The organism is Pseudoneobacillus rhizosphaerae (assembly GCF_917563885.1).
Lineage (GTDB): Bacteria > Bacillota > Bacilli > Bacillales > Cytobacillaceae > Pseudoneobacillus > Pseudoneobacillus rhizosphaerae.
Genome location: NZ_CAKJTG010000010.1, coordinates 136,812 through 163,302 on the forward strand (window position 1 = coordinate 136,812; position 26,491 = coordinate 163,302).

General features: G+C 38.9%; 15 protein-coding genes and 1 pseudogene. 4 read left to right on the top strand and 12 right to left on the bottom strand.

What is annotated here, in order from left to right; translation table 11 throughout:
- From LRP83_RS10945 to pulA, 6 genes and pseudogenes are all read right to left on the bottom strand, one after another.
- On the bottom strand, window positions 1-1,061 hold a 1,061-nt coding region (locus LRP83_RS10945), incomplete at its 3' end, for a fibronectin type III domain-containing protein (protein WP_230496736.1).
- Between the two features lie 98 nt (window positions 1,062-1,159).
- Window positions 1,160-5,620 (bottom strand): S8 family serine peptidase, encoded by a 4,461-nt coding sequence (locus LRP83_RS10950; protein WP_230496737.1) that lies wholly within the window; start codon window positions 5,618-5,620, stop codon window positions 1,160-1,162.
- A 476-nt stretch (window positions 5,621-6,096) separates the two neighbouring features.
- Entirely contained in the window at window positions 6,097-7,272 is a 1,176-nt protein-coding gene (locus LRP83_RS10955; protein WP_230496738.1) for a toxic anion resistance protein, read from the bottom strand.
- Window positions 7,273-7,309: 37 nt separating this feature from the next.
- Window positions 7,310-7,924 (bottom strand): 5-bromo-4-chloroindolyl phosphate hydrolysis family protein, encoded by a 615-nt coding sequence (locus tag LRP83_RS10960; protein WP_230496739.1) that lies wholly within the window; start codon window positions 7,922-7,924, stop codon window positions 7,310-7,312.
- 737 nt (window positions 7,925-8,661) lie between these two features.
- Window positions 8,662-9,823: pseudogene (locus tag LRP83_RS10965) on the bottom strand (IS3 family transposase).
- Between the two features lie 205 nt (window positions 9,824-10,028).
- Window positions 10,029-17,654, bottom strand: coding sequence for a type I pullulanase (gene pulA, locus LRP83_RS10970; protein ID WP_230496740.1), 7,626 nt, complete (start codon window positions 17,652-17,654; stop codon window positions 10,029-10,031).
- A 318-nt stretch (window positions 17,655-17,972) separates the two neighbouring features.
- Here pulA and LRP83_RS10975 point away from each other — a divergent pair, with 318 nt between their 5' ends.
- Window positions 17,973-18,758, top strand: a complete 786-nt coding sequence (locus LRP83_RS10975) for a metal-dependent hydrolase (RefSeq protein ID WP_230496741.1) — start codon at window positions 17,973-17,975, stop codon at window positions 18,756-18,758.
- A 77-nt stretch (window positions 18,759-18,835) separates the two neighbouring features.
- Here the strand turns inward: LRP83_RS10975 and LRP83_RS10980 are convergent, their stop codons facing one another.
- On the bottom strand, window positions 18,836-19,312 hold the full coding sequence (locus LRP83_RS10980; RefSeq protein ID WP_230496742.1) for a VanZ family protein: 477 nt from the start codon (window positions 19,310-19,312) through the stop codon (window positions 18,836-18,838).
- A 333-nt stretch (window positions 19,313-19,645) separates the two neighbouring features.
- Window positions 19,646-20,593: an oxygen-dependent tRNA uridine(34) hydroxylase TrhO gene (trhO, locus tag LRP83_RS10985; protein ID WP_230496743.1), complete on the bottom strand. Its 948-nt coding sequence runs from the start codon at window positions 20,591-20,593 to the stop codon at window positions 19,646-19,648.
- 250 nt (window positions 20,594-20,843) lie between these two features.
- Between trhO and LRP83_RS10990 the strand changes: the two genes are divergently transcribed.
- The gene (locus LRP83_RS10990) at window positions 20,844-21,140 is read left to right on the top strand and encodes a DUF4359 domain-containing protein (RefSeq protein WP_230496744.1); all 297 of its coding nucleotides are present in this window, start codon (window positions 20,844-20,846) and stop codon (window positions 21,138-21,140) included.
- 35 nt (window positions 21,141-21,175) lie between these two features.
- On the opposite strand, the gene LRP83_RS10995 is transcribed toward LRP83_RS10990, so the two are convergent.
- Window positions 21,176-22,144: a proline dehydrogenase family protein gene (locus LRP83_RS10995; protein ID WP_230496745.1), complete on the bottom strand. Its 969-nt coding sequence runs from the start codon at window positions 22,142-22,144 to the stop codon at window positions 21,176-21,178.
- Window positions 22,145-22,214: 70 nt separating this feature from the next.
- Here LRP83_RS10995 and LRP83_RS11000 point away from each other — a divergent pair, with 70 nt between their 5' ends.
- Together LRP83_RS11000 and LRP83_RS11005 are read left to right on the top strand one after the other, a co-directional pair.
- A complete protein-coding gene (locus tag LRP83_RS11000) occupies window positions 22,215-22,364 on the top strand; it encodes a hypothetical protein (RefSeq protein WP_230496746.1) in 150 nt (49 codons plus the stop codon).
- A 107-nt stretch (window positions 22,365-22,471) separates the two neighbouring features.
- Window positions 22,472-23,560: a helix-turn-helix domain-containing protein gene (locus LRP83_RS11005; RefSeq protein ID WP_230496747.1), complete on the top strand. Its 1,089-nt coding sequence runs from the start codon at window positions 22,472-22,474 to the stop codon at window positions 23,558-23,560.
- A gap of 625 nt (window positions 23,561-24,185) precedes the next feature.
- Here the strand turns inward: LRP83_RS11005 and LRP83_RS11010 are convergent.
- From LRP83_RS11010 to LRP83_RS11020, 3 genes are all read right to left on the bottom strand, one after another.
- Window positions 24,186-24,653, bottom strand: a complete 468-nt coding sequence (locus LRP83_RS11010) for a hypothetical protein (protein ID WP_230496748.1) — start codon at window positions 24,651-24,653, stop codon at window positions 24,186-24,188.
- A 212-nt stretch (window positions 24,654-24,865) separates the two neighbouring features.
- Window positions 24,866-25,804 carry a hypothetical protein gene (locus LRP83_RS11015; protein ID WP_230496749.1) on the bottom strand — a complete coding sequence of 313 codons (939 nt, stop codon included), beginning with the start codon at window positions 25,802-25,804 and terminating at the stop codon, window positions 24,866-24,868.
- Entirely contained in the window at window positions 25,801-26,340 is a 540-nt protein-coding gene (locus tag LRP83_RS11020) for a sigma-70 family RNA polymerase sigma factor (RefSeq protein WP_230496750.1), read from the bottom strand. Before LRP83_RS11020 ends, LRP83_RS11015 begins: the two co-directional genes overlap by 4 nt.
- Window positions 26,341-26,491 lie beyond the last annotated feature (151 nt).

Here is a 26,491-nt window from a genome sequence, read left to right on the forward strand (position 1 = left end):
GCAAAGCTTGTTGCTGCACCAGTATAGATTACTTCACCATTTCGTCTTAGCTCATAGCTTTCTGCTCTTTCAGCCGCATCCCATGTTAAGCTGATGCTAGTTGTTGTAGCAGTAGTAGAGGTTAGATTTGTTGGTGCAGTTGGTGCTACTTTAATTGTTTTAACAGTAATGGTGGATGGAGTGGTTTCTCCACCTGCATTGCTTGCTACCAATTCATAACTATAGTTTGTATCAGGAGTTAGCCCGTTATCAGTGAAAGTTAGGGCTGATCCTTCATACACGTTCACGCCATCACGTTTTACAATATATCCAGCTGCCCGCTCAGAAGCATCCCAAGTTAATGTGACACTTGTCGTTGTTGCTGTACCAGTAAAGTTCGTGATTGCATTTGGTGGTTCTGGACTTACATTAAAGGTTGTAGTGTTCTTAATGCCCATTGCTGCAACTTCAACTGTATAAACGCCCACCTCAACAGATGTTGGAAGGAAGTACATAGAGTTATAAGTGCCATTAGCTGCAGTCTTAACTTGATCAATAGACTTAATTACTTGATTACCATCAGTAATTTTTACAGTTACATCAGTATTACCTACTGCTGCACCGTTCCAATTTACAAGACCGGAAATAGAAACTGTTTCGTTTTCATAATAAAGATTTTTATTTGTTGTTACTAAAATTTGCCCACTAGGTACAACTGTGAAACTTAATGTTGCTAATGAATCTCCTGCACGAAGGACAACTGAATAGTTTCCAGTAATTGCATTCTCCACTAAATTATAAACCGTAGTAAAAGAGCCATCGTCTCCAATATCTTGAGGCGCATTCCATTGGTAGGAATAGATATAGTTCCCTTGTGGGTCCGTAACAGTCATTGTAGGACTGACCGCTTTGGTTGGAGCACCCTCTTTAAAGATTTTACCCGAAATCGTAATTGCAGACCCCGGAACAGCAGTGCTCTTATTTAATTCAGCTTGGAGAGAAATTACTGAAGCCGCGTGTGCTGGAAGAACATTTAATATAAACAGCATGGCTACAAGTATATAAGAAAGTAATTTCTTCAATTTATTTTGCTCCTTTTTAAAGTTTATTCGAATCTGAATAAAACTTTTAGTACAAAAGGGAGGAGAAATGCCTCCTCCCTTTCATCTTGAAAAAACGATTAATTTACTGTAAAGGTAACAGCAGATTTTTTCGCTTCTGCAAGTGGAGCCATATCCCAGCCAGTCCATACGAATACGTCCACAGAGTAGGTTCCTTTTGCTAGCTTGTCTAATTGCACCTGCATACCTAATCCATTGCTATCTTCTGGATTCAGCTTCGTTAAGTTTAAGAATGATTTTTCAACAACGCGGTTGTTGCTGTCCTTCACTTGGATAATTAACATTGGCTTTTCAATGTCAGAACCAAAGTTCTTGATTGTTGCTTGAATGTTAGCAGTGCCAGTCTGAGCGAATGTCGATTTAGCATTACCTAACTGATCTGTTACTGCTACTTCTTCAACAACGATTGGGTAATTATGAACAGTGAACGTAGCTTCCTTAGACGCTACATTTACATTTAATGCATTTACACCACTGAATACAACTGTGTATACGCCATTTTCATCATATTGTCCTGGTTTGAATGTTGCATTGTAGCTTGTTCCAGTGGATGCTGGTAACATAGATTCCTTGCCGCTTGGGCTAACTACTTTTACATTCCAAGTAATTGCCTCATTAGATGTTGCGTTAATTTCAGTTGCTTTTTTATAGCTTACATAATTATTTGGAGCAACTGTTGTAGCTTGTATTTCAGCTATTACAGGAGTTTCTCCAGCTTTTAATTTGTACACATTTACTGTTTTAGTTGTAACGAAACCTGCTAGATCTACTGCACGAACAGTAAATGTATTGTTACCTTCTTTTAAAGTAACTTCAGAAGTAAATGATTTAGAGTAAGGTGTTGGCTCTACCCAAGAAGCTGGTCCAGAATTGGATAGCACTTCGTTATCGTTTACATACACACGAATCTGGTCATTATTATCTGAAACAGAAATTTCAAGATTTGTTTTTCCAACTGTATTTTCAACGTATTGCGGTGCAGCTACAGTTAATGTTGCAGCTGTTGTATCAACAAATACAGGTCTTCTTGAAATTTGAACTTCATTTCCAACGATATCTGTAGCCTTAATGATTAAGTCATGGACACCTTCAGCTAATGTTAAGTCAGTACTAAAGCGATAACGCTCTTCATTAGCCTCCATAACACGGTTAAATGCTACAGAAGTTCCATTTACGTAAATAGAAGCAATTGGAGACTCATCTTTTACATAACCTTTAACTGTTACTACATTCTTATTATGAATCGATCCATTAGATGGACTTTCTAACGTAATTACCGGAACATTCTTTTCAGTAGATGTAGTTGTTAGACTTGCTTGTGTAGTTGAGATATTATTTGCAAAGTCATAAGCAACAACTTCTACTTTCGCTCCAGCTGGTGCTGTTACATCTAACGATCTTGAAGCAGGAAGATACAATTGACCTGCAGGTAAAACACTTACCCCATCTACCTTAACTAGGAAATGCTGAATTCCAACTCCATCTCCGTCAGTTGCTGTCCAAGTTAATTTTTTCGCAGCAACATCATAAGCAGCCGTTACAACCGGTGCTTTCGTATCAACCTTAAATGGAATTAATTTACTTTGCCAATCTGCTTCTCTATGGCTCATATCTACGCGGGCTTTCACTTCATAGAAGTAGTTGCCATCAGGAACTAATTCACCATTTACTTTTCCATCCCATGCACGTGCAGTTGAGTACGTATATTGGGAGGTAGTAGTTGAATAATAATGCTTTCTTTGATATGTTTCAGTTCGAATTGTTCTAATATTGTTCTTATCCGCATCTAAAACATTGTACTGTACATCTTCTGCTCCACGAAGGAATGATAAAATTGGCACAATCGTGTCAAACATACCATCTCCGTTTGGAGAAAGTGAAAATTTACTTACTGCATTTGCATACCCGTTTACTGGGTCAAAGCCAATGTATGTTCCACGATTGTCAACAACACCAGCTTGTGGTTGTGACCCAGTTGCTAAAGTGAAATATGCCTTGCTATCTAGATTGCGCATTCCGTCTAGAATACTTGGGCGATCCCAGTCACCATAGAAACCAACATAAGGTACTACAAGGTCTGGTTCTACATCAGAAGAATCTGTTAAACGAACAAAACCTTCAACAAAAATGTCTTCTTTTAAATCAAGTTCTGTTGGGGTTTTTCCATCAGCTAAATAACCAGGGATCTTAGCATTTGTAAGATCGATTTTTACAGGAATTTCAACAGTACCACCAGCCGGAACAGTTACTGTGGCAGGAGCTGTTACTACTACATTTTTTAATGATTCTGAGCCACGTAGATGTGGGTTGTCAGCTGTTGGAGTAACAGCAGCTGTCCAATTCGTATCTATAGTGGTTGATTTTTGAATAGCGTCTGTTAATACATCAACATTTACATTGTAAGTTATTGCTTTTCTACTAGAATCATTGATTGCTTTAACTTTAAATTCAACGACTTTAGATGTAAAATCTCTTAACTCAACTTTTGCCTCGTTTGTAGTTGGATTTACAACACGTACAGGTGTCAAAGTCGCATCAGCAATTTGCATCATACCTGCACCTTGTAAACGAGGTGAGAAAGGTTGTCCATTTGTTCCGATTGTTTGTTCTGCTGTATTCATTAATAATACTTTTGCCAAATGAGCTTGATCTTTTAATGACCAGTTTTTATAGATAGCATGTTCTTTAATATATTGCATAACTAACGCAGATCCACCAGCAACGTGAGGAGCAGCCATTGATGTTCCGCTCATTAACCCGTATTGATTGTTATTTAATGTAGAAAGAATGTTTCCACCTGGAGCCATGATCTCAGGCTTAATATCTAAGCTTGGCGTTGTTCCCCAAGAAGAAAACTCTGTTGGGCGTCCAGCTTGTGGGGCCGGGATATGACCAGTCATTGTGTAAGAAAGTTTTGTTTTTCCAGCAGTGAATGCTGCATGTAATTGATCTCCGGCAGGCTTTGAGATAAAAATGATCGGAACTGCAAATCCACCAAGATCATAGTAGAAAACAGCACCTGGAGTACCTGCATCTTGAACGATAATAGCTGCAGCTCCTTGTTTTGCTGCTTCAGCAGCTTTATCGATAAATGGACCAGGAGTACCGCCACGTGTTACGGCTACAACTTTACCCGCTACGTCTAAACCTGTGTAATCAGCTGGCGCACCAGGTTTACCAATTAATGAAACAAGATCATATTCTTTATTACCTAATTTTTCAATCCAGTTATCACTTCCATAACCAAAAGGCTTATCTGGATCATTAATAACCGTTCCACCTAAAGAAAGAGTGTAATTATACCAAGTTTGCTTATTTCCAGAAGCTGCTACTTGGATAGAATCATAAGATAATCCAGGAGCTCCGACCACGCCGATATCTGGGTTTTCAGCATATGGGGTTTTATAACCTCTACCAATATGGCGAGAGTTACCTGCAGAAACGGAAGCAACTACTCCATTATCTACTGCTCTTGTAATCGCTAAGTTAGCAGGATCTTCAGGGCTATAGAAAGAAGCAACAGAACCTAAACTCATGTTAAGGACATCTGCTCCTAATTTAATAGACTCATCGATTGCTACTAAGTAGATATCTGAAAAAGTAGATGCATATCCAGGGTCATTACTAAATACCTTCATCGCTAAAAGCTGCGCTTCAGGGGCTACCCCTTTTATTCCTCCATTATCAGGGTCACCATTTGCTGCTACTGTACCTGCAACGTGCATACCATGGTTTGATCCACCTGGAACTAAATCGCGTACTTCAGTTGAATGATCAAAATAGTTGTAACCATAAGGTACTTTAGTTGTAAAGTGCTTTCCTAATAAACCTTGTTCAGCTTTTAGTGTATCTACCTTAGCTTGTGAAAGGTCAACTGCAGTATTCGGGCTTACAACCATATCACGATGAGTGTGATCAACTCCGGAATCGATGATAGCAACTACCATTCCTTCTCCTTTGTATTTGCCATCTAACCATGCTTGATAAGACTGAATAAATTCGTGGCTAGTAGCCATATTTGGTTCAGTGACTGGTCTTTCATATTCATTAGCTAAGTAAACGCCTTTTACATTTGGTAGATTTTCAATTTCTAAAATGTCACCATATTGAACTTCACCACTGAATCCGTTAAATACTGTAGTAAAGTTATATTCATAGCTCATGTCGATATTGTTTTCAGCAATATCTTGTTTTACTTCTTCCTGAGCATTCGTTGCTTTTTCTTCTAAGGCAGCTTGAGTAGACTCAGAAAGATCAGAATATTGAACTCCTTTTTCTGTTGCGAATTCAATTGCAGCCTGTTGTTCTAATTCAACAATTACCCTTACTTTTTCGTTATCTTCAAATGGTTGTTGTGAATCTATTAAACTTATAGACTCTTCACCATTTACTGCAGATGTAGCTTGCCCAAGAATCTCACTGCTAGCTTCGCTTGGTGCAGCATACGCAAAATTTGAAACTGTTAGAAGAGAAGTTAAGCCTATAGCGACACTTTTCTTCATTTTTTGCAACTTACGCATTCCAAAACCCCTTTTCAGTTAGTCTATTAAAAATAAAAAAGTTATTGCAGGTTAACTAAAAATCAACACCTCCATAAAGAATTAATAATTATTTCTAAACCAGATAATTATATCTTTATAACTATCCTTCTGATACTAATGTACCACATAAACATGCTGAAATTTCTGAATAATTCCTCAATAACTTGTTTTTTATTCACATTTTTTATAAATTCTAACATTTTTTAATATTTTGAAAGAATCGGTAGTTTCGGGAGCAAATCTTACAAAATGAATGAAAAAATGACAAAAAGTTACATTTCATATATTTTACAAGGATAATTTTGTAAAAGAAAACTATTTCTACTACAATTCCATTCTTAGCTTCATAGAATAATAATAATATTATTATGTAACAAATCGGGAGTATGTTCACATAGCTATGCCCCTGTCTAGCACAAAAAGGCGATGGAGGATTGTCCCCATCGCCATATCAGTTATTCTCCTTTGATTTCGAGCAGTTTTACTCGTAGTTGGTTTTCCATTGTTGCTAGTTCGTGTTCGGCTAGGCGGCGTTTGTTGCGGCCTTCTTCTTGAATTTTTAATGTTTCTTCTAGTGTGGAGACTAGGCTTTCTTGTGTTTTCTTTAATGTTTCGATATCCACAAGTCCTCGCTCATTTTCTCTTGCTGTTTCAATTGTGTTCGTTTTTAGTAGTTCGGCATTTTTAAGTAATAGCTCATTCGTTGTTTTAGCCACTTGCTTTTGTGCTTCTACTGCTGAACGCTGTCTTAATAAGGTTAGGGCTATCGCTACTTGGTTTTTCCATAATGGAATCGCCGTTACGATAGAGGATTGAATTTTTTCCACTAACACCTGATTCGTATTTTGAATTAATCGGATTTGTGGTGCACTTTGGATTGTGATTTCTCGGCTTAATTTCAAATCGTGAAGGCGTTTATCTAAGCGGTCGGCGAACTGGATCATATCGTTCACTTCTTGGAACTTCATTTGATCGTTAGTGTCTGCCGCTACTTTTTTCATTTCAGGTATCGTCTTCGTATGCAACTCTTCTAACTTAATCTCCCCTGCTGCAATATAGACATTTAGCGCATGGAAATAGTCTTTATTCGTTTCATAAAGCTGCTCAAGCATCGCCACATCGGATAAAAGCAGATTTTTACTGCGGTCAAGCTTCACACTAATGCGATCAATTTGCGCACCCGTTTTTTGGTATTTGGAAAGGACCTCTTGGACCGACCCGGAAATTTTTCCAAACATCCGACCGATTAAGCCTGTCTTCCCTGCCTTTAGTTCGTCAGGATTGACTTCATCTAGCTTCTTCATCAGCTCTGAAATAATTTCGCCAACCTCACCGACATCCTTCTTTTGAACATGGTCAAGCATTGCATGTGAAAAAGACAGTAGTTTCGTTTGTGCCTGTGATCCGTATAAAATCATCGACTGATGGTTTTTAGGATCGATTTGTTCGGCAAGCTGATAGGCTTTTGCTCGGTTTTCTTCTGGGATGACGTCAATGAGTCTTACTGGTTTATCATCCTGGTGTTGCACGGTGGGAACTTTCACATCTTGGGTATCTCCAAACGGATTGGCCAAGATATCGTCCATTATATTGCTTGTATTTTTTAAAACATTTGAATTATTTTCGTTCATGATTACGACCTCCTAATTGGTGGATGCTAGAAGTTCACTATTTTTTTAGAGAATTCTTAGCAACATCGATTTCAAAGTTCAAGTTATCTATATCATCCGACAGAATGTAGTATAAGTCCTGTTCAACCTTTTCAGTGAGTTCGTTTAATGTTCTTCTGGTTTCGGATAAAGAATGTTCAAGTTCAAGACTAATTTTGGGCTGGGAAGATAAGAACGTATATTTTTCGGTTAATTCCAAAACAGAATCTAAATGAGAAAAATAAAATCGCTCTGCCTTATAAAACCGCTTTGGTTCCTTTTTCGTCAAACTGTAAATCTTATTCGTGATGCGTAAAACATCAACCCGCTGTTTTAAAGAAGAGATATGACGTAAAGAAAAAAGCATTTTATTTAATCGATTTATTTTCTGTTTTGCTTCTTTTAAATTTTGCTTAATATATCGATATTCTTTTCTTGTAAGTTGATTCTTTTTAAGAAAACGCGAAGTGGTATAGACGCCTGTGAGTAAATAGGCGATGCCTCCACCTACTAGAGCCACACCAGATGAAAACCAAAATGTTTGGGCAAGGCCGAAAAAACTAACTAGCCAAACGGTTCCAGTTGCAGGGACGGCTACAAACGATCGTATAATAAATTGTAAAAACGGGTTCATCGTGCATCGACTCCTATATTTATTAGCTAAAACATGGGTATTGCAGCCCGTTAATCTGTGAAGCCACTGTACATTAAATACGAATGAATGGAAACAAAGTTTCATTTTATGCGAGAAATGGTGTGTTAGTTTTTTCCATTAAGAGTTTAAAAAGTGAAACCTACTCAATTCTCTAATTATATCCGTTCAAATGCAAGTTAAAACGCTGCGCACCCCTTAATTTAACAATACATTATGCAAGTGGAAGTTCCTATAGACCCTGAGTGTAAAATTTTCTAGGTCTTGAGGCTTAGACTTGCGAATAATATATGCTGAATATTTGATAAAGTTGTGCTTAACTGTTCCAGAAATGTAAAAGATGTCCATTCCATGCAGATTTCGACGCATAATTGTGAAGAATATGCGCAATAAGGTCCCGTTTTCGGTGTTATGAGCGAAAAAGATGGTGATTTGAGTGGAAAGTTCAATGATCTGTACGAATAACTTGGTGATATGTGCGGTAAATTCAATGTTATGTGCGGTAAACTCAATGATATGTGCGGTAATCTCAATGATATGTGCGGTAAATTCAATGATATGTGCGGTAATCTCAATGATATGTGTACCTACGTCAAGAAAACGGACAAAATAAATTGGTCATTTTTTAATCTAGATCCTACCGCGCTGTCGCTTGGTGGCCTGGACAAATGGTGAGTCAACTTACGTTCCCTCACCATTCATCCAGGAAAAGGTTAAAATCAGGAAGTGCGCTTTTTCAGGATATATACTTTTTCAAACTCCATTGGCGAAAGGTACCCGTTGGTTGAATGTATGCGCTCAGGATTGTAAAAGCAGGTGATATATTCAAAGATGTCCTTCTTCGCTTCGGCCCTTGTGGTATAAGTAGTTTGATAGATTAATTCTTTCTTGATGACACTATGAAATGACTCTATACATGCGTTGTCATAACAGTTTCCTTTACGGCTCATGCTGATTTGAATCTGTGATTCCTTCAGCTTACTTGTGTATTCCGAAGAAGCGTATTGGCTCCCCCGATCCGAATGGTGGATGAGCCCTTCCTGCGGTGGCTGATGCTTCATAGCCCGTTCTAAAGCGGTGATGACAAGCTCCTTTTTAAGCCGTTCCCCCATATGGAAACCGATGATTTTGCGTGAATATAAATCCATGACAGAAGCGAGATACAGAAAGCCTTCCTTCGTCCATACATACGTAATATCTGCAACCCAAGCCTTGCCTGGTGCTTCCGTGGTAAATTTCCGATTAAGGATGTTAGGGTACACAGGGTTATCATGTTTGGAATTGGTCGTTTCCTTGAACTTTTTGGCAGTCTTCGAAACTACGCCCTCCTCTTTCATGATCCTCTGCACGGTGTGCTCTGAAACCTCGATTCCTTCCCTATGAAGCTGCTTGGTAATCTTAGGACTACCATAGATTTTACGTGATTTTTTATGGACCCTTTTGATATCCAACGTTAGTTGTTTTCGTTTCATTTCTTGCTTGCTAGGCTCCCGTTTGAGCCAGTCATAGAACCCGCTTGGTGAAACACCAAACAGATCGCACATCTTCGCCACCTGGAACACATTTTTGTGATCCTTAATGAATTGATAGGTTACTTGGGGTTTTTGGTGAAGATGTGCAAAGCCTTTTTTAATATTTCGAGCTCCTGTTTAAGATCTGAGTTCTCTTTCTGGAGGTCCTTGTATGGCTTTTGCTCGGGAGGGGTATTTCCACTACCTACGAAAGCTGATTTCTTCTTTTCCTTGTATGCCTGTACCCAGTTGCGTATAGTTCCGACAGGAATATCTAGGTCTCTCTTGCCAGTTGCGTTGCCTTTTTGCCATCCTCAACTACCATCTGTGCAATTTGAATTTTATATTCTAAATCATGGTGTTTACTCAATATTAGACACGTCCTTAAAATTAGTCTTTGTTATTAATTATAACGAAAGTGTCCAATTTACCGTGTCCGTTTTTTAGTCTAACATCATATGTGCGGTAATCTCATTGATATGTGCGGAGTTTTGGAGTATAAATCATAAAAATAGACGCATACATAAATAAAATGCCAGGTATTCCCGAAGGATACCTGGCATTTTATCATTTGTTTACATAAACCCAACAAATTTTAGGAATTCCACAGCGATTTTTGCTGCTTGGTCGCGTTTTGTTGATGCATTTGGATTGAAGGTTTGGGCTGGAGTACCGCTGATGATTCCAGCTTGAACGACTTTTTCAAGGTCGGTTGCTCCCCATGCCTCCAAGGCTTTCGCATCTTTAAAGCTCTCGATTCCTTTTGTTGTGTTTAGCTTTGATTCATCGTAGCCAACAAATTTCATTGCCCTTGCCACGATGATCGCAGCTTGAGCTCGGGTAATGGTAGCGTCTGGTGCAAAGCTTCCATCTGGTTTTCCTTGGATAATACCAACTTCATAGGCTGCAAGAATTTCAGCATAAGCTTTATGTCCAGTAATATCCTTGAAAGGAAGAATTTCAGCACCGCTAGGTACTAAACCTATACTGCGAGAAATCAACGATACAAATTCAGCACGAGTCATAAGGTCACCTGGTGAGAATAGCTCGTTTGTTTTTCCTTCGATTAGCCCCTTTGAAGCTAATGTTTCAATATAGCCTTCTGCCCAGCTCTTGCCGTTATCAATATCACGGAACGTTTTGTTTCCTTGAACTACTACGTAAGTGCTGTTCGTGCGGCTCTTCACGATTGCCTTACCATCCTTAAACACCGCGGGAACTGGAACAAATCCATTTTCCGTAAGTTTCAAGACAGCTGCTTTCGCTGGATTAACTGTGCCAGTGAATGAGATTGTTCGTTCCACATAGCCATTGAAGTTGTTGATGTACTCCGTTTTTCCTTCGCAATGGGCACCTACTAGGAATTCAACGAGGTTTGACATTACAACAAATCCACCTTTTTTGACTGCATCAACGGATTGTGTAGTTGTTTTTACCGTAATAAAGAATTCAACATTTTTGTCGCTTGAAACACCTAGCTTTGCACGTAATGCTTCAAGGTCAATTTCTTTAACCGTAATGGTGTAAGAACCTACACTATTCACTACTTCAATAACTGCTTTATTGTTTTTGCCGAATAATGCAGCTAATACAGAAGCTGGAAGGGTAAATTCTGTTGCTGAATCCGCATTTAAGATAAATTTGTTTATTTCTTTTGTATCTTTTATTGTTTGTAAAATTACTGCTTCGTTGACGCTCGCTTTTCCGTCTTTAACCGAAATGGCGTTTCCGCTAACCAGGATTTCGTTTCCTTTAACCTCTGGTTTTACTGGCGGAGCCGGCTGTGTCGGCGGATTTGGGTTCACAGGAGGTACGGTTGTTTCTTTTTCTATAAGAATGAATGTACCGCCGTTATCGCGCGATGCTAGTTCGATTGTCACTTTCTTGTCGGCGCTAACGGTATAGGTTTTGCCACTGTATGCGTCTGTTAGGACTTTACCTGGTGCGAAGTTTACTGTGAAGGTTGCTTGTTTGGCTTCTGTTGAGGTATTTAGTCCAACAAATGCCGTTTTCCCTTCAAATTCGCGTTTGATGACGACGAATTGGTCAGTGTTTCCTCCTGCTACTTTTGTTCGTGTACCTTTTGAGAATACTTTTGAGTACTGTTCTCGAATGTTTAATAGTTTTGCATAGTGGTCGTGTAGGGCTACTGTTGTTGCGTCACCACTTTCGTATTTATTCCATGGCATGCTGTCACGGTTTTGACCGAATTCAGTAACGACTTCGCCATTTTTGCTCCAGCTAGATTTCCCTGAGTTTCCTAGTTCTTCACCATAGTAAATAACTGGTTGACCTTTGGAGGTGATTTGCAGGGCGGCAGCTACCATGAGCTTGCCTACATCTCCACCTAAGTATTCGGTTAAGAAGCCGTCTTGGTCATGGCTGCTTAGGAATTGACCTAGCATGCTAGTGTTGTTGATTCTCGCATTACGATCTTGTAAATACGTTTCGACTCCTTCAATGTTTCCGTTGACGAAGTCTCTTGCTTTTTCTTTAAAATCGAAGTCTAATAGAGAATCCATTTGACCTGATTTCAGGTAGCCGCCGTCATTGTTTATTCCTGCTCCCCAATACTCGCCGATTAGCTTGAAGTCAGGGTCAATGGCTGTTAGGGCATTTTTAAATGCTTTCCATGTGGTTTCGTCTACGTGCTTAACGGTATCTACACGGAAGTAGTCAATGGTTTCCCCTTTGTCTGTGCGTGCTTTTTCTAACCAAGCGGTTTGCCATTCGATGATTTTTGCGCGAACAGCTGGGTCTTCGGTTTTGAAATCTGGAAGGCTATCTAATTCACCGCGAACAGTTGGATCTTCCATTTCGGTACGGAGCATGCCATCGAATACGGCGCGCTCAGCATCAGTTGGCAGGTTTTGTTCGTTTTGCCAGCTAGCGTCAATGGAATCCATTCCATAGCCAGCATGGTTCAGAACGACGTCGACCATGATTTTCATGCCACGAGTGTGAGCCTTATCGATTAATTCTTTAAAATCATTTATGTTTCCTAGATGCTCATCTAAGCTTGTAAAATCTTTTGCCCAATAGCCATGGTAGCCATATTGCTTTGCTGCCAGACCATCTTTTGTTTGGAAATCTACGCCTTTGTTGAAGTCAATATTATCAACGATTGGCGAAATCCAAATGGTGTTAATTCCTAAGTTATCTAGGTAGTCTAATTTGTTGATGATACCGCGGAAGTCGCCGCCATGGTAGGCTTCGTCATGTGTTGGGTCAAAGCCTACGCCGTTATTGCTCTTGTCTCCATCGTTAAAACGGTCTGTCAACATAAAGTAAATACGTGCTTCGTCCCAATCAAAGTCTAACTCGCCTTGGTACGTTCTCGGAGCGATTTCAACTTGGACTGTTTGTTTATGTTTGTTACCGAAAACGTCAGTAACAGTAACGGTTAGTTCTTTCACTCCAGCTGCGATAGAATCCTTTGCTGCAATGGTTGCCTTCATCAGAGCTGGGTCGATGATCATTTTTGCACTGCCGCCTAGTGGTGTTAAGTCAACTGACATTTCTTTGTAAGTCACCGTTTCTGATGATGTCACTGCTAATGATAGAACAGCATTTTCATTGTGGTTGATTTTCCCAGGTGCAATATTTGCTGCGATTGATACGTTTGGAACGGTATAGGTAATCGTTGATTTTCCGTTTACCGTGTTCTTTGGATCGGTTACTTCTGTTGTTTGACCAGCTTTTGTGACGTTGAAGCTATATTCATAGGTTCCTGGCTCTAGGCTTTCTTTTGTAAAAGTAAAATATTCATTGTGCGGTTCATACGTCATTGGGTACTCTTTGCCGCCGATTTTAAGGCTTACTGCATCAATCGTGTTCATTTGATCAGCTTGATATAAAGCTTCGTCACGATAGAAGAAAGTAGCATTCCCATCTTCTAACACCGGACCTTTTATCGTTGGTACTACTGTTTGACCAGCAACTCCTGTAACCACTGTTACCTTTGTGATTACTTCATCACGATCAATGCGAACGTTGTGATCATCACTGTCAGGGGAGATTTTCGCTGTATCCCAATCAGTACCTTTACGGATTAAAAATCCGATTGATTCGGTGGTTGGAGCGATTTCAATGTTAGCAATCGCTGTATCACCATTAAACTCAGTGAAATCAATTTGGTCATTTTTTACACCTGTATTCCAAACCCAAATATTCCAATCGGTAAAATTATGGTCTGGTCGTACGTATTTAAGACGAACATAAGGTTGAACATTTTCTTTCACTGTGATGGCATAAGTCGCAGTAGCTGTACCTGCCTTCGCTTCAATTGTGGCCGTTCCTGGTTTAATTCCGGTTACCTTTCCAGTTCCGTCAACGATTGCTACTTCCGTTTTAGTAGATGTCCAAGTTACCTTCGAACCTAGCATTTCTTGATTAAATTGATCGCGTACTACCGCAGATAGCTGTGTAGAGTATGTTTCATAAACGGATTTATCTCCGCTAATCGTAATAGTCGTTGGAACAAGTGTTGCGACCGTTACTTCAACTGTTGCTTGAACGGAACCAACCTTAGCGGTGATTGTTGCGGTACCATTTCCGACTGCTGTTACCTTTCCTTTTGCAACCGTTGCTATGGTCTCATCTGAAGAGCTCCATTCAATTGCTTCTCCTAGAATCGTTCTCCCCTTTTGGTCTTTCACAAGGGCGGTCACCGTCTTAGTAGTACCTGGGTTAATGGCAAACTGTTGAACATTTGTGTCAATGCTTGTAGCGACTGGAGTGTAGGCAGCTTCTGCTTGGTCATACAGAACCATCATGGATAATGGTGCTACCGTTGCTTTGTCTCCTGTAATCGTTCGAAGCGTTTCTGTACCTGCTGATTTTTCATCTACAACGACCTTCCAGTCATTGCTTGCTGGTAGCGTTACTTCTTTGGCAGCTTGATTTGCATTGTAGATGACAACGATATTTTTCCAGGTATCGTAATTAGCAAAATTCTTTAACTCAAATGCCACGATATTATCATCTGATTTGAAAACTTGCAGGTTTTGCTCAATGGCCGCTTTTGTGTTCATTTTGAAAGCTGGGTGAGCTTTTCTAAGTTGGATTAAGCCTTGATAGTAATCAAATACTGGTTTGTATTGATCTTTAAGCTCCCAACGAATTTGGTTAATGCTATCAGGACTCTTATAGCTGTTGTGATTTCCGAATTTACTTCTTAAAAATTCTTCCCCTGCATGTATGAAAGGAATACCTTGAGAAGTAAGGACAATTCCATTGGCTAATAAGCTTCGTTTGACATGCTGATTATCCAGAGGGTCTGCTTCAGTAATGATAGCATGCGGATTTGTTGTAATATCCTGACCTGCTACCTTCATGATTTTATCCCAAAGGTTTAAATTATCATGTGCGGTTACATAGTTAATGCTTTCAGATGGACGGTTGGTAAAATCCGTGATTGCACCTTTCACACCTGTAATAATGTCATTTTCTTTCCCAGTGGAACCAGTTGCGAATCCAGTGCTAACGTCATCACTTCCACCTTTAATAGCTCCGCGCAAATTATCATTAAATACAGCGTAACCTTGATCCTTTTGAGTACCTTTAAAGTTTTGCAATGCAGTGTCTAGGCTTGTTGATCCGCCAGTCCAAGGTTCACCGTAAATTAGAATCGAAGGGTCGACTTCTTCTTTTAATTCTTTCGTTAGTTCTGTCATCGTTTGACGGTCAATTAATCCCATTAAGTCAAAACGGAATCCGTCTACTCCGTATTCGGTTGCCCAGTATTTAACCGAGTCTTTAATGTATTTACGAACCATTGGGCGTTCTGAGGCTACTTCGTTTCCTGTCCCAGAACCATTCGTGATTTTTCCAGCATCATCCGTACGGTAAAAATAACCTGGGATGATTTTATCGAAAGGTGATCCACCGGAAAGTTGAGTGCTTTCTGGGATATAAGTGTGGTTGTATACCACGTCCATGACAACACGTATTCCTTCTTCATGCATCGATTGAACCATTTCTTTAAATTCGGTTACACGTGAAGTTGGATTGTGTGGATCTACTGAGTAAGATCCTTCCGGCACGTTGAAGTGGATCGGGTCATAACCCCAGTTAAATTTCGGATCCGTTGAATTCGGGTCATTGACCGTTAATTCGTTTACGGAACCGAAGTCATAGACAGGTAATAAGTGAACATGGGTAACACCAAGTTCTTTCAGCGAGGAAACCCCTGTTTTGATTCCATTTGGTCCGGTTGTATTTTTTTCCGTAAAGGCTTTGTACTTCCCTTTATTCGCCATACCGGAGTTCTCATCGATGGAGAAATCTCGTACATGTAATTCATAAAGGATTGCGTCAGTTGGTGATACGTATGCTGGCTTCTCTTCTGGTTGGAAGTTTGCCGGATTGGTACTATTTAGGTCAATGATGGCTGTTCTTTGCCCATTTGGTGATGTTGACCTTGCATAAGGGTCAACTGCATAATTCGTAGTTCCATCAGCAAATTCTACTTTATAAAGATAGTATTTGTTTAACAGGTCTTCCTGGACATTAATCGACCAAACACCGTTTTCTGCACGAGTCATCGGCGCTTCTATACCGTCCGTGTTATCTTTAACGAATGCCCCTTCATAGGTACCTTCGTCTTCGAAAAGGGCTAAGCTTACTTGTGTTGCAGTTGGTGCCCACAGCTTAAAGCTAGTTTGGGCAGACGTATAGGTGAATCCTAAATCCGTTCCTTCATAATAGAAGGAATCGTCATTTAATACGTTACGCATCGTAACCGTTTTGCTTGCAAAACCCGTTGCTTCTACTTCATAAATTTTTCTTACATCGATTTGCGAAGGGTCTGCAATTGTTAATTTCACTTTATTGTTTGATAGTTTTGTCTTGTTTGTAATGATTTCCTGGTTTGTTTGTATATCTTTTAATTTGAAGGTTACATCATCGGTTAGCTCTCGATTTACGCGTACGTTAATCTCCTTTTTGCTATCCATTAATGCCGCTTGGATGGAAGGTGAGATATCCGGCTTGGACTTGTATACCTCTTCTACATCCTGAACAATCCAGACTTCGATGGAATTGCCTTCAGCAATTTCAATTTTTCGAGTCATTTCTTGACTTGACCAATTACCCGGTCTTGTAATGACATTTAGAACGTTGGTTGAGAATTGTAGCGTTGTTTTGGCATAGCCATCCTCTGTTGTTTCTTCGAATGGATAGGCTGCCCCCTCTTTTTCATTTTCCCAAAGCCACATATCCCATTGTGATTGTTTTCCGTCTAGACGGTAGTAGTTAATGGTATAGGTAAACAGGCTGTTGAGGATGTTGATCGATTTCTCTGCTGTTTTTCCTTCATGTGTAGCGACAACCGTTACCTTATCATTGGTTTGAACTGCATATGATGGTGCAATCGTTAATTGATTATTAGTAAGAGAAATTCCCTCGCGAGCATCCTTTAAAGACCACTCTGGTGTGATGTCTTCCTCTAGACCATTTTCATTTAATGATTTTGCAGTTAGTGAGATGGTTTTTCCTTTTTCGATGTCATTTTGTGCGTTAATGATGATTCCTGGTACATAAAGTGCAGAATTACCATCTACATGGATCGGATTACCTGGATCGGTTATCCAACCGTTCTCTCCGATGATAAATTTGTATTGGTAGCTGCCTGGTTTTAATGGTTGGGTTAACTGCCATATACCTTCTCCATTTTTGACCATATCGATGGTCCCGTCACCCCAGCTTGTGAAGCTTCCAGCCACACGCACCCGTTCAGCATTTCCTAAGAATTGAAAGGTTACGGTGTTTGTAATCGTGTCGATAATCGGACTTTGGGCTACAGGTGCTGCGGCCCCAATGCGGAAGAAAGAGTTACCACTCGATTGGTCAGGATTGAGGGGATCTGTTGCGCTCTCATCCCAGTTTCTATTATTTAATAGGTATTTATATTGATAGTCGCCTTCTGGTAAACTATCAATTGTTGCAGTAAACACGTCATTTGAAAGCGTTAATTCTGGAGCTGTATTTGTGTCCCAATCATTAAAATTACCAATTACATATACAGCTGTTACATCGGGATTAACGTAATTAAACGTAACCTTATTATCGTCGTGGATAATCGGGCTTTTTACTTCGTCCGCAGCGCTAACGGTTGTGTATGTAGCTACACCAGAAAACAGCTGGAGCAATAACGCTACTACCATTACAATCGAAAATGCCTTCATTCTGGATTTCTTCAAATGTTTCACTCCTCTTTATGTATTTTTTAAAAAATTGAGGCGATCGGTTCGCACTTGATAGTGTAGAGCCTCAGTTGTCGTTCTGTGATGTGCAAACGCTTGCATTTTTCGACAAAAAAAGATGATGAATTGAATCCCATATCTAATTACGCTTCGTGCAACCGTTTTCACAACACTACTAATCTTAAGATATCATTTTCAGAAAAATTTATCAATACAAGAAATTAATAAGTCTTTTCTATAAAACTTCTAGAATACTTTTTCATGAAATTAAGTACAATGTTATGAAGTTTTGATTATTAAGTGGGGGGTTTTGGGGTGAAGGTTTTACGTTTAGGCCATGCAATGTACGTGTTAAAAAGCGAATCGGGAAAGAATTATTTAATTGATCCTTTTTTCGATTTAAATCCAGGTTTCCCTGAGGATTTTGATAATGAGAAATTCTACAAATCGATAAATGGAGTTTTCCTTACTCATGGTCATTTTGATCACACTAGCGGGCTTTCAAAATTAATTAAGCATAACCCTGATGTATTGGTGGTGGCCCAGTATGAGTTGGCACTTCTACTTCTCGGGCAAGGAATTAAAAATGTGTTTCCGATTAATTTAGGCGGTTCGGTTTCATTGGAGGATGTTCAAGTAACGATGGTTCAAGCAAGGCACTCGTCCTCGTATCGTGAAACCGAAGGAACTCCAATATATGCAGGTGAGGCCGCTGGGTATATTTTCGATTTTAAGAACGATTATACTCTTTATCATTCAGGGGATACGGCCATTATGTCAGATATGAAGCTCATTCAAGAGGTCTATCAGCCTGAAATTGCAATTTTATCCTCATCAGGTCATTTTACGATGGGTCCTAAGGAAGCAGCTTATGCGGTGAAGAATTTACTAAACGTTAAATATGTCATTCCTAGTCACACATTCCCTACCCTCGAAACGGCACCAGCTCCCCAATCGTTAACAAATTTATTAACAGCGTTTCCAATCATAGAGTTTATGATTGATAAAGATAATGACTTAAAGGAATTACTAAAAAATTATCCACAAACGAACGTAATCACCCTTGGTTATGGTGAGGAACGGGAATTTCACAAAAAATAATTATAGGCGATGTTAGCCGCATACTTTAACGCTTTAAAGAGGTGGGGGACTGTCCCCCACCGCTTTAATGTGCTAATCTATGCCTGTGTTTTGCCCCGAGAAATGCTATAGAGTAATAGTAAGGCGATGCAGGCTCCGAATGTGTCGAAGAGGACGTCTTTGAAGGCGGATGTTCTTTCAGGTATGAAGGATTGGTGCCATTCATCAAAGATGGCATAAAGAAAGGTTAAGAGTAAAGCTAGTACATACGAATAGGAAGACCTTTTCAAACTTTGATAGATACATATCGCTAAAATACCGAAGACGATGATGTGGGCACTTTTCCTAAAAAAGACGTTAAGGTGGTGAATAATTCTTGGGTCTGCTTGTTGAGAAACGATCGGTGCAGTATCATCTGGTTTAACAATCTTCTTTTTGATTGTTTCGGTTCTATCAATCGTTTTTTCAATGGCAGTCGATGTACTTTCACCATTAAAATAAGACATCTCTGTCATACTATATATAAGGATGAGCCATATAATTGTTAATACGAGCCACCACTTATTCTTTTTCATGAATTGTATCTCCATTCCCATACGTAAATAATAGGTCAAATTTAACCTTCTGTTTTTCTTCTACTTTATCACTTCGCCTTATATGGCTACAAGATAAACTCCTTCACGAGGGTAAACAAAAAAAATAAACTTAAAGGAATTAACCTCTAAGTTTATTTTTTATGGCCAACATTGGGAGGGTGTTAATGCCATCGGGATGGTTACGGCTTACTATAAAGTATGAATATTATGCTTGTCTGCTTGGGTATTTAACACTTGTCTCAAAAAATCCACTCTTGTTAAAAGGGGATTAAAAAAGGAGCAGTGCCGAAAATTGGCACCACCCCCAATTACTTATTTTATTACCTGAAGTCTTTCCTCAACCTCTGACTCCGTCAACCCGTGCTGGGCAACATATCGGTTTCTTGGATGCGTTCTGCATTCAGGAGAACAGCTGCGTAAATATTTGTGCTCATTTTCTTCAGAGCAAAGGATTTTTCGATTACATGCAGGGTTTGCACAGTTCACATAGCGTTCGCAAGGCTCACCTGAATAGTAATCCTTCCCTACTACGACATGCTCCTTCTGATTAACAGGAACCCCAATTCTTTCATCGAATACGTAAAGCTGGCCATCCCAAAGCTCACCTTGAACCTCTGGATCTTTTCCGTAAGTGACAATTCCGCCGTGCAGCTGCGCAACATCCTTGAAGCCTTCTTTTAGCAGCCAGCCTGAGAATTTTTCACAACGAATTCCACCTGTACAATACGTGATTATCTTTTTGTCCGCAAACATTTCTTTATTTTCACGAACCCAATCTGGTAAATCGCGGAAATTTAATATATCAGGACGAACTGCTCCACGGAAATGCCCTAAATCAAATTCATAATCATTTCTCGCATCGAGAACGATGGTATCTGGATCCTGTAGTCTTTCATAAAATTCCTTTGGACTTAAATACTGCCCGGTAATTTCATGTGGATTTACATCATCTTCTAACCTAAGTGTTACTAATTCTGGTCGATGACGAACCTTCATCTTCTTGAAGGCATGTTCATCCGCTTCATCAATTTTAAAAATCATATCAGCAAAACGAGGGTCTTGCCTCATTTTTTCCATATATAGATCGGTTTGTTCCACTGTTCCAGAAACAGTACCGTTAATTCCTTCTGTTGCGACAAGAATACGGCCTTTTAGCCCGATTTCCTCGCACATGGCTTTGTGCTCGACCGCAAACTCCTCTGGATTTTCAATGGTTACATATTGATAATACAATAATACTCTATAAGGTTTTTGACTCATTTTAACTCTGCCACCTATCGATTTATATTTACAAGATATAAATGTTGGTTAGACAACTTTATTCTCATTTGACATTATAACAAAATTTTTCTTATACTTGGGCCAAAATGCTTAGGAAATACCTTCCTGCTTTCTACTCACTTTATTTTTGCCAGTTTTCAAGGAAAAATAACATAGGTTTAACGAATTGGTTATTTCCCCATAATGGTGGTAATAGAATAGTAAAAAAAGATGAAAGTGAGTACAATTCATGAAGAGAACCATTTATTTTATCGGTTTAGTAGTTTTAGTATTTTTTTTAACAGAAACAAACCCGACTCGTTCGGAATATGTAACGTGGTTAAACGATAAAACACTGAATGAAAGCAGCAATTTTTTAGAAAAAGGTGTCATTTCTTTAGTGGGGCAAACCATCTTTGATGCATCTACCACCCACTCGGACTATTATTTATTCTCTGTTTACACAACTGATTTTTCTGATTTCGGAAAAGGGAAAGTGAAATCCATCGGTATTTTCAATCAATTTATTACAATTTCGAAAAAATAAAACTGGATGGGCAACCCATCCAGTTTTTATTTTGCTTACTTCTTCTTCGTTAATCTACCTAATAAAAATGCCCCTGCTGCTAAGCCGATAACTGTATTGGTTTTCTTATTAAATACTTGTTTTGCTACAAGATTTAAATTTTGCGGTCTTTCGGCAAGACGACGCATGAAATATCCGTACCAGTCATTTCCGAACGGAACATACGTACAGAAATTGTAGCCCTCTTTTGCCAACTCTAATTGCATTTCTTTTCTAAAACCATAAAGCATTTGGAATTCGAATTTATCATTCGGAATGTCATTTCGTTTCACAAATTCTTTTACATGGTTAATCACATGATGATCATGAGTAGCAATCGAGGTAAACTTTCCGTTTAACAAATGCCATTCAATGAGCTTGATATAGTTACGATCAATTTCCTTTTTATCTTGGTAGGCTAATTCCGCAGGCTCTTTGTAAGCTCCTTTTACAATACGTAGACGGTAGTTTTGATATTTTTGAATGTCCTCCTTCGCACGGAAGAAATAGGCTTGAATAACAGTTCCAACATTATCATATTCCTTTGATAGTTCATCGAGAATTTGGAAGGAAGGGTCTAAATGGCCGTGATCTTCCATATCGAAGTTAACGAAGATATCATATTGCTTTGCTCTATCGACGATTTCTCTTAAGTTGCCTAAACAGAAATCATAATCAATATCTAATCCTAATTGGGTAGGCTTTAAAGAGATATGCGCATCCACTTTATGTTCATGAATTGCTTCGATGACAGCAAGAATATTATTCATCGCTTCAATCGCTTCTTCTTCTTTAAAGACGAACTCCCCTAAGTTATCAACTGTACATGAAATTCCATGTGAATTTAGCTCTTTAATGCTCTTGATGGTTTCTTCAATATTTGTTCCCGCTACGACACTCTGCGCTCCCAATTTCAAGCCGTACTTTTTTGCTGCACTATTAAGAAATTGGTTTTGAGATAAGCCAATAAATAGATCTTTTAACATAGCGATTACCCCTTAAATTGTTGTTTTTTTCACTGAGTCATTATAGCATGAATTTTTTATAAAAATTAAATTGCGAATCTTTGTACAATTATTATCAGATAAATTTGTAAAAATAGTTGATAGCCGTTTGTCCAGTTACAATACAATCATCCTTTATTATATGGAAGAAGAACGAACACTAAACGCAAGAAAATCCCATTTTCTACTACCAGTTGAATAACAATTTTTAATAAATTCAACTAACACTTGATAGGATGCTGAAATGGGCTATGCTATGATAATTTTGACAGGGCGCACTGTACGATTAAGCGAGTTGGGGGAATTTAGATGCTAGATACACGAAAGATTGGAGCATATATATCAAAGCTACGAAAAGAGAAAGATCAGACACAAATGGAGCTTGCTGAGCAATTAAATGTTACTCATCAGGCTGTGTCAAAATGGGAGCGAGGCGAGTCACTTCCGGATATTGGAACACTTCCGATGATTGCTCAAATTTTTGATGTTACGATAGATGATTTAATGAACGCAGGACAATTAGCCAAGAATCGTCATGTAGGAAAAATCGTGGAGAAGATTTCGGAAAACAAGACGGAGCAAGTAGCCGAGATGATTAATACTGGAGTCGTGGATATTGAAGAGCTAGTAGAGGTTGCCCCAATGGTGAAAACTAGCACATTAAATAAAGTTTCCGAACAACTAGATGTAAGTACCTTTAATTTGGATGTCATTTTGAAGCTTGCGCCATTCCTTGGTTCCGATGCTTTGGACCAATTGATCCGCGATGCTGTCGAAGGCGATGTACAATGGAAGCTCGTTTCCGGCCTTGCTCCCTTCCTTCATAGTGACACTCTCCATTACTTAGTAGACAAAACAATTGAAGGTTCTTTAGAGGTAGACCAACTGGTTAAACTTGCTCCCTTTCTCGAAGAGGATCAGTTAGACAAATTGGTGCAGCATGTTGAAAAGGGGAGCTTTAACTGGAATGTTATACAAGTATTAGCTCCGTTTCTAAGTTCGGAAACATTAGATCACATTCTAAACCAAGTGGTTGAGGGAAAACTAGAAGCAAATCGAATCGTGAGCCTTGCTCCATTTCTAAGCTCGGAGCAATTAGACAAGTTAATCCGTCAAGCAGAGGATGGTAGTTTAAATTGGAATATGGTTCAAAAGCTTGCTCCTTTTCTGGGTAGTGAAACCTTTGATCATCTCGTCAATCAAGTAGTGGTTGGAACGTTAGACGCCGAACATATTTTAAAATTGGCTCCCTTTTTAAGCATGGAGAATATGGAGAAATTAGTTTCTGAAGTGGAAACTGAAAATCTTAGTCCAGATATTTTAGCTAGTCTGGCCCCCTTTGTTGATAAAGGAACGCTGAGTAGATTACTTACTACCATATTAACAAAATCGAGATAAACATAAGATTGCCGCCAAAGCATCCTGCTTGGCGGTTTTTTTGATTTTTTATAGCTTTGGCTAGTTTTATCAGCTAGGTTGATTGGCTTGTCTTGTTTTGTTTTATCGTCCGATAGAGGCTTTCTATAGGACACTTTGATTCGTTGCTCTTGCCGTTTTGTCCGGTAGAGCTCTTTTATTGGACACTTTGATTCGTTGCTCGCGCTGTTTTGTCCGATAGAGCCCTTCTATTGGACACTTTGGTTCGGTGCTGGCGCTGTTTTGTCCGATAGAGCCCTTCTATTGGACACTTTGGTTCGGTGCTGGCATTGTTTTGTCCGATAGAGCCCTTCTATTGGACACTTTGTTTCGTTGCTGGCGCTGTTTTGTCCAATAGAGCCCTTCTATTGGACACTTTGTTTGGTTGCCCGCTCTGCATACCTGACCGGTTAAAGGAAGGAACGTATAACAACAAACGAGCTATATCCCAAATTTAGGGATACAGCTCGTTTTTTTAAACTTATATGTCATAGAGGGGAGAGGGGCCCAGGAACCAGGGGAGTGGAACTCTGAACAATCCCTCTGAAATTTTAGACGTAGGGGGGTTCAATAATGTTACATCTCTGGATAAAAAATTTTGACTTTTTTAGTATTCATACCGAACCGTACCAACTAAATGATCCAAAACAGATACTGCTTCGAGTTCTCTTTCAGGAGGAATCGGGATAGAAAATTTGACGATGTTTTTTGATTCACCAACTTGGTATTCAATATGAAAAAAAATACAAGGTGGATCATCCATTGTAATGACCAATTCGTTAAATTTAGCATATTTCTTCCAACTAAAATATAAATCTTCGCCAAGTAATATCCCGTCGTTACAAATATAAACTTCCTTCACGTTGGATAATTTCTTTTTAAATAAACGAAGCCCATTATCACTAGCTTGAAATTCAGCAAAATCAAAATCCTTATCATAGGTCCAATGAACAATATAGGATTTCTCTCCGCTCAAAAGCTGCTTTCTCACTTTTTTCGTTTTTTTCCTTTCCGCATAAATACCAAAATACCAAATAAGCCCTCCAAATAAAAGAATTCCAAGGACATAAGTCATGATGAACACCGCCCTCATATAAATAAATTGCTCATCCAAACTCACATGTGCTCAAGAAAATGATTACTACCTAATTCTATATTTATGAAAATGACAGGCTTGAAACTCAATATATCCGTCAATTTTACTATTTTTTTATTCAACAAAATTCAACAAATAATGACTTAAACACAAGAAACCACCTTACTTATCCAAGTAAGGTAGTTTCTTGTTTACTCTTCAAACTTCTTCCACTCAACCTTGACCCATTCCCCATTTACCAACTCATAGGTGACTAAATAATGATTCAACTCATCTTTGACTTGTGCATCATCATACTTGGTTTGGATACCAGCAACCATTTTCATTCTAATTTTGTTCACTTCATAAGGTGATAAGTCTGCAAGAAATTGCTGTTTCCCCTGTTTTTTGAGTTCAACTTCATTGGAAGGATACTCTTTTTCTAGGAGTCCCCAAGCTTGGTCGACCGCTTGAGCAACTTGGTTTTGATGAGAGTCAACGGATTTTACTGACCAGCCAAGCTTCGAATCCTCTACTGGTTGGAAGCTAATTAATGCTGATGGAAAATCTACTGCAAATTTTTCAAGAAGCTTGATTTCATCTTCTGAATAGCTAGAATGATTGATTCTGATATTTTGATTAATATCGCTTACATAATAAGCGTATTGGTCCGTTTCTTTAATTAGTTTTCGATTAGGTATATCTAGATTCTCGGTGGCTCCACTTTTTTGATAAATATCTAAGTGGAACAAGAGCTGCTCAGGACCGTTGTCATCGATAAAGTAAAATGTACGTCCGTTTTCTGAATCAAAGGTACGAATATGATGCTCGATATAAGCTGGCATTTCCAACTGGAAGCCGAAATCTGGATCGCGATATGTAAAGGTATCCTCTAAAGATGATTGGCTAGCTGATTTTTCAAAAATGGCTCTAGAACCACTAAGTTCGTTAACCGTAAATAGTGCTAGCAGTACAATGGCCCCTGTTAAAACCACACCGGACATTATTTTTTGAAAGAGAAAGGATGGTTTCTTTTCCTCATAGTTATAAATTTTTTCGAGGGCTTTATGTCTCACATCCTGTTCAAAATCCAACTCAGATGCCAGTTTTTTGTTCAGCTCTTCCTTAAGCCTTAAGATTTGATCACTCATATAAGTTCCTTCTCCTCTATTTTTAATTTTAAACGGTCTCTACCACGTCTTAATCTAGATTTGACGGTCGCCTCATTTACCTTTAAAACACTACTTATTTCAAGGATGGAAAAATCCTGATAATAATAGAGAAGAATGACTTCTCGGTATTTGATAGGCAGCTTTAGTACTAGTTCTGATAAGGTTTCTGCTTCATCCTTTTGTAAAATAACTTCCTCTGGTGAAAGGGTCGTATTTTTTACAAAGGGTTGGAGGATGTTAGAAACAATTGTTCGTTTAATATAACTTGAGCGAAGATAATCCTTACATTTGTTAATGGCAATTCGTGTAATCCAGGATTTTACGCTCGCCTCCTGTCTAAACGATAGCTGTTTCATATGGGCTGTGAAAAATACTTCCTGTGTTAAATCCTCTGCTATCGCCTTATCGTGAACATAACAATAAACAAGGTGATAAATATTCGTACCGTATGTGTCCATAACATCTTCAATACGAATGGTCTGGTCTTTTAAATGAATCGATTCTGATACTTGCAACCTGCAACCTCCTTTTTTTGTAATCATTAGACGGTGGTCGTTTTAGATAGGATTCAAAAAAGCTGAAATTTTTTTGAAGGATTATTTGGAGAGGGGTTCTTCGTGGCTATTTCTTACTATATCTGTTTACAAGAGAAGAGTGGAAAAATAA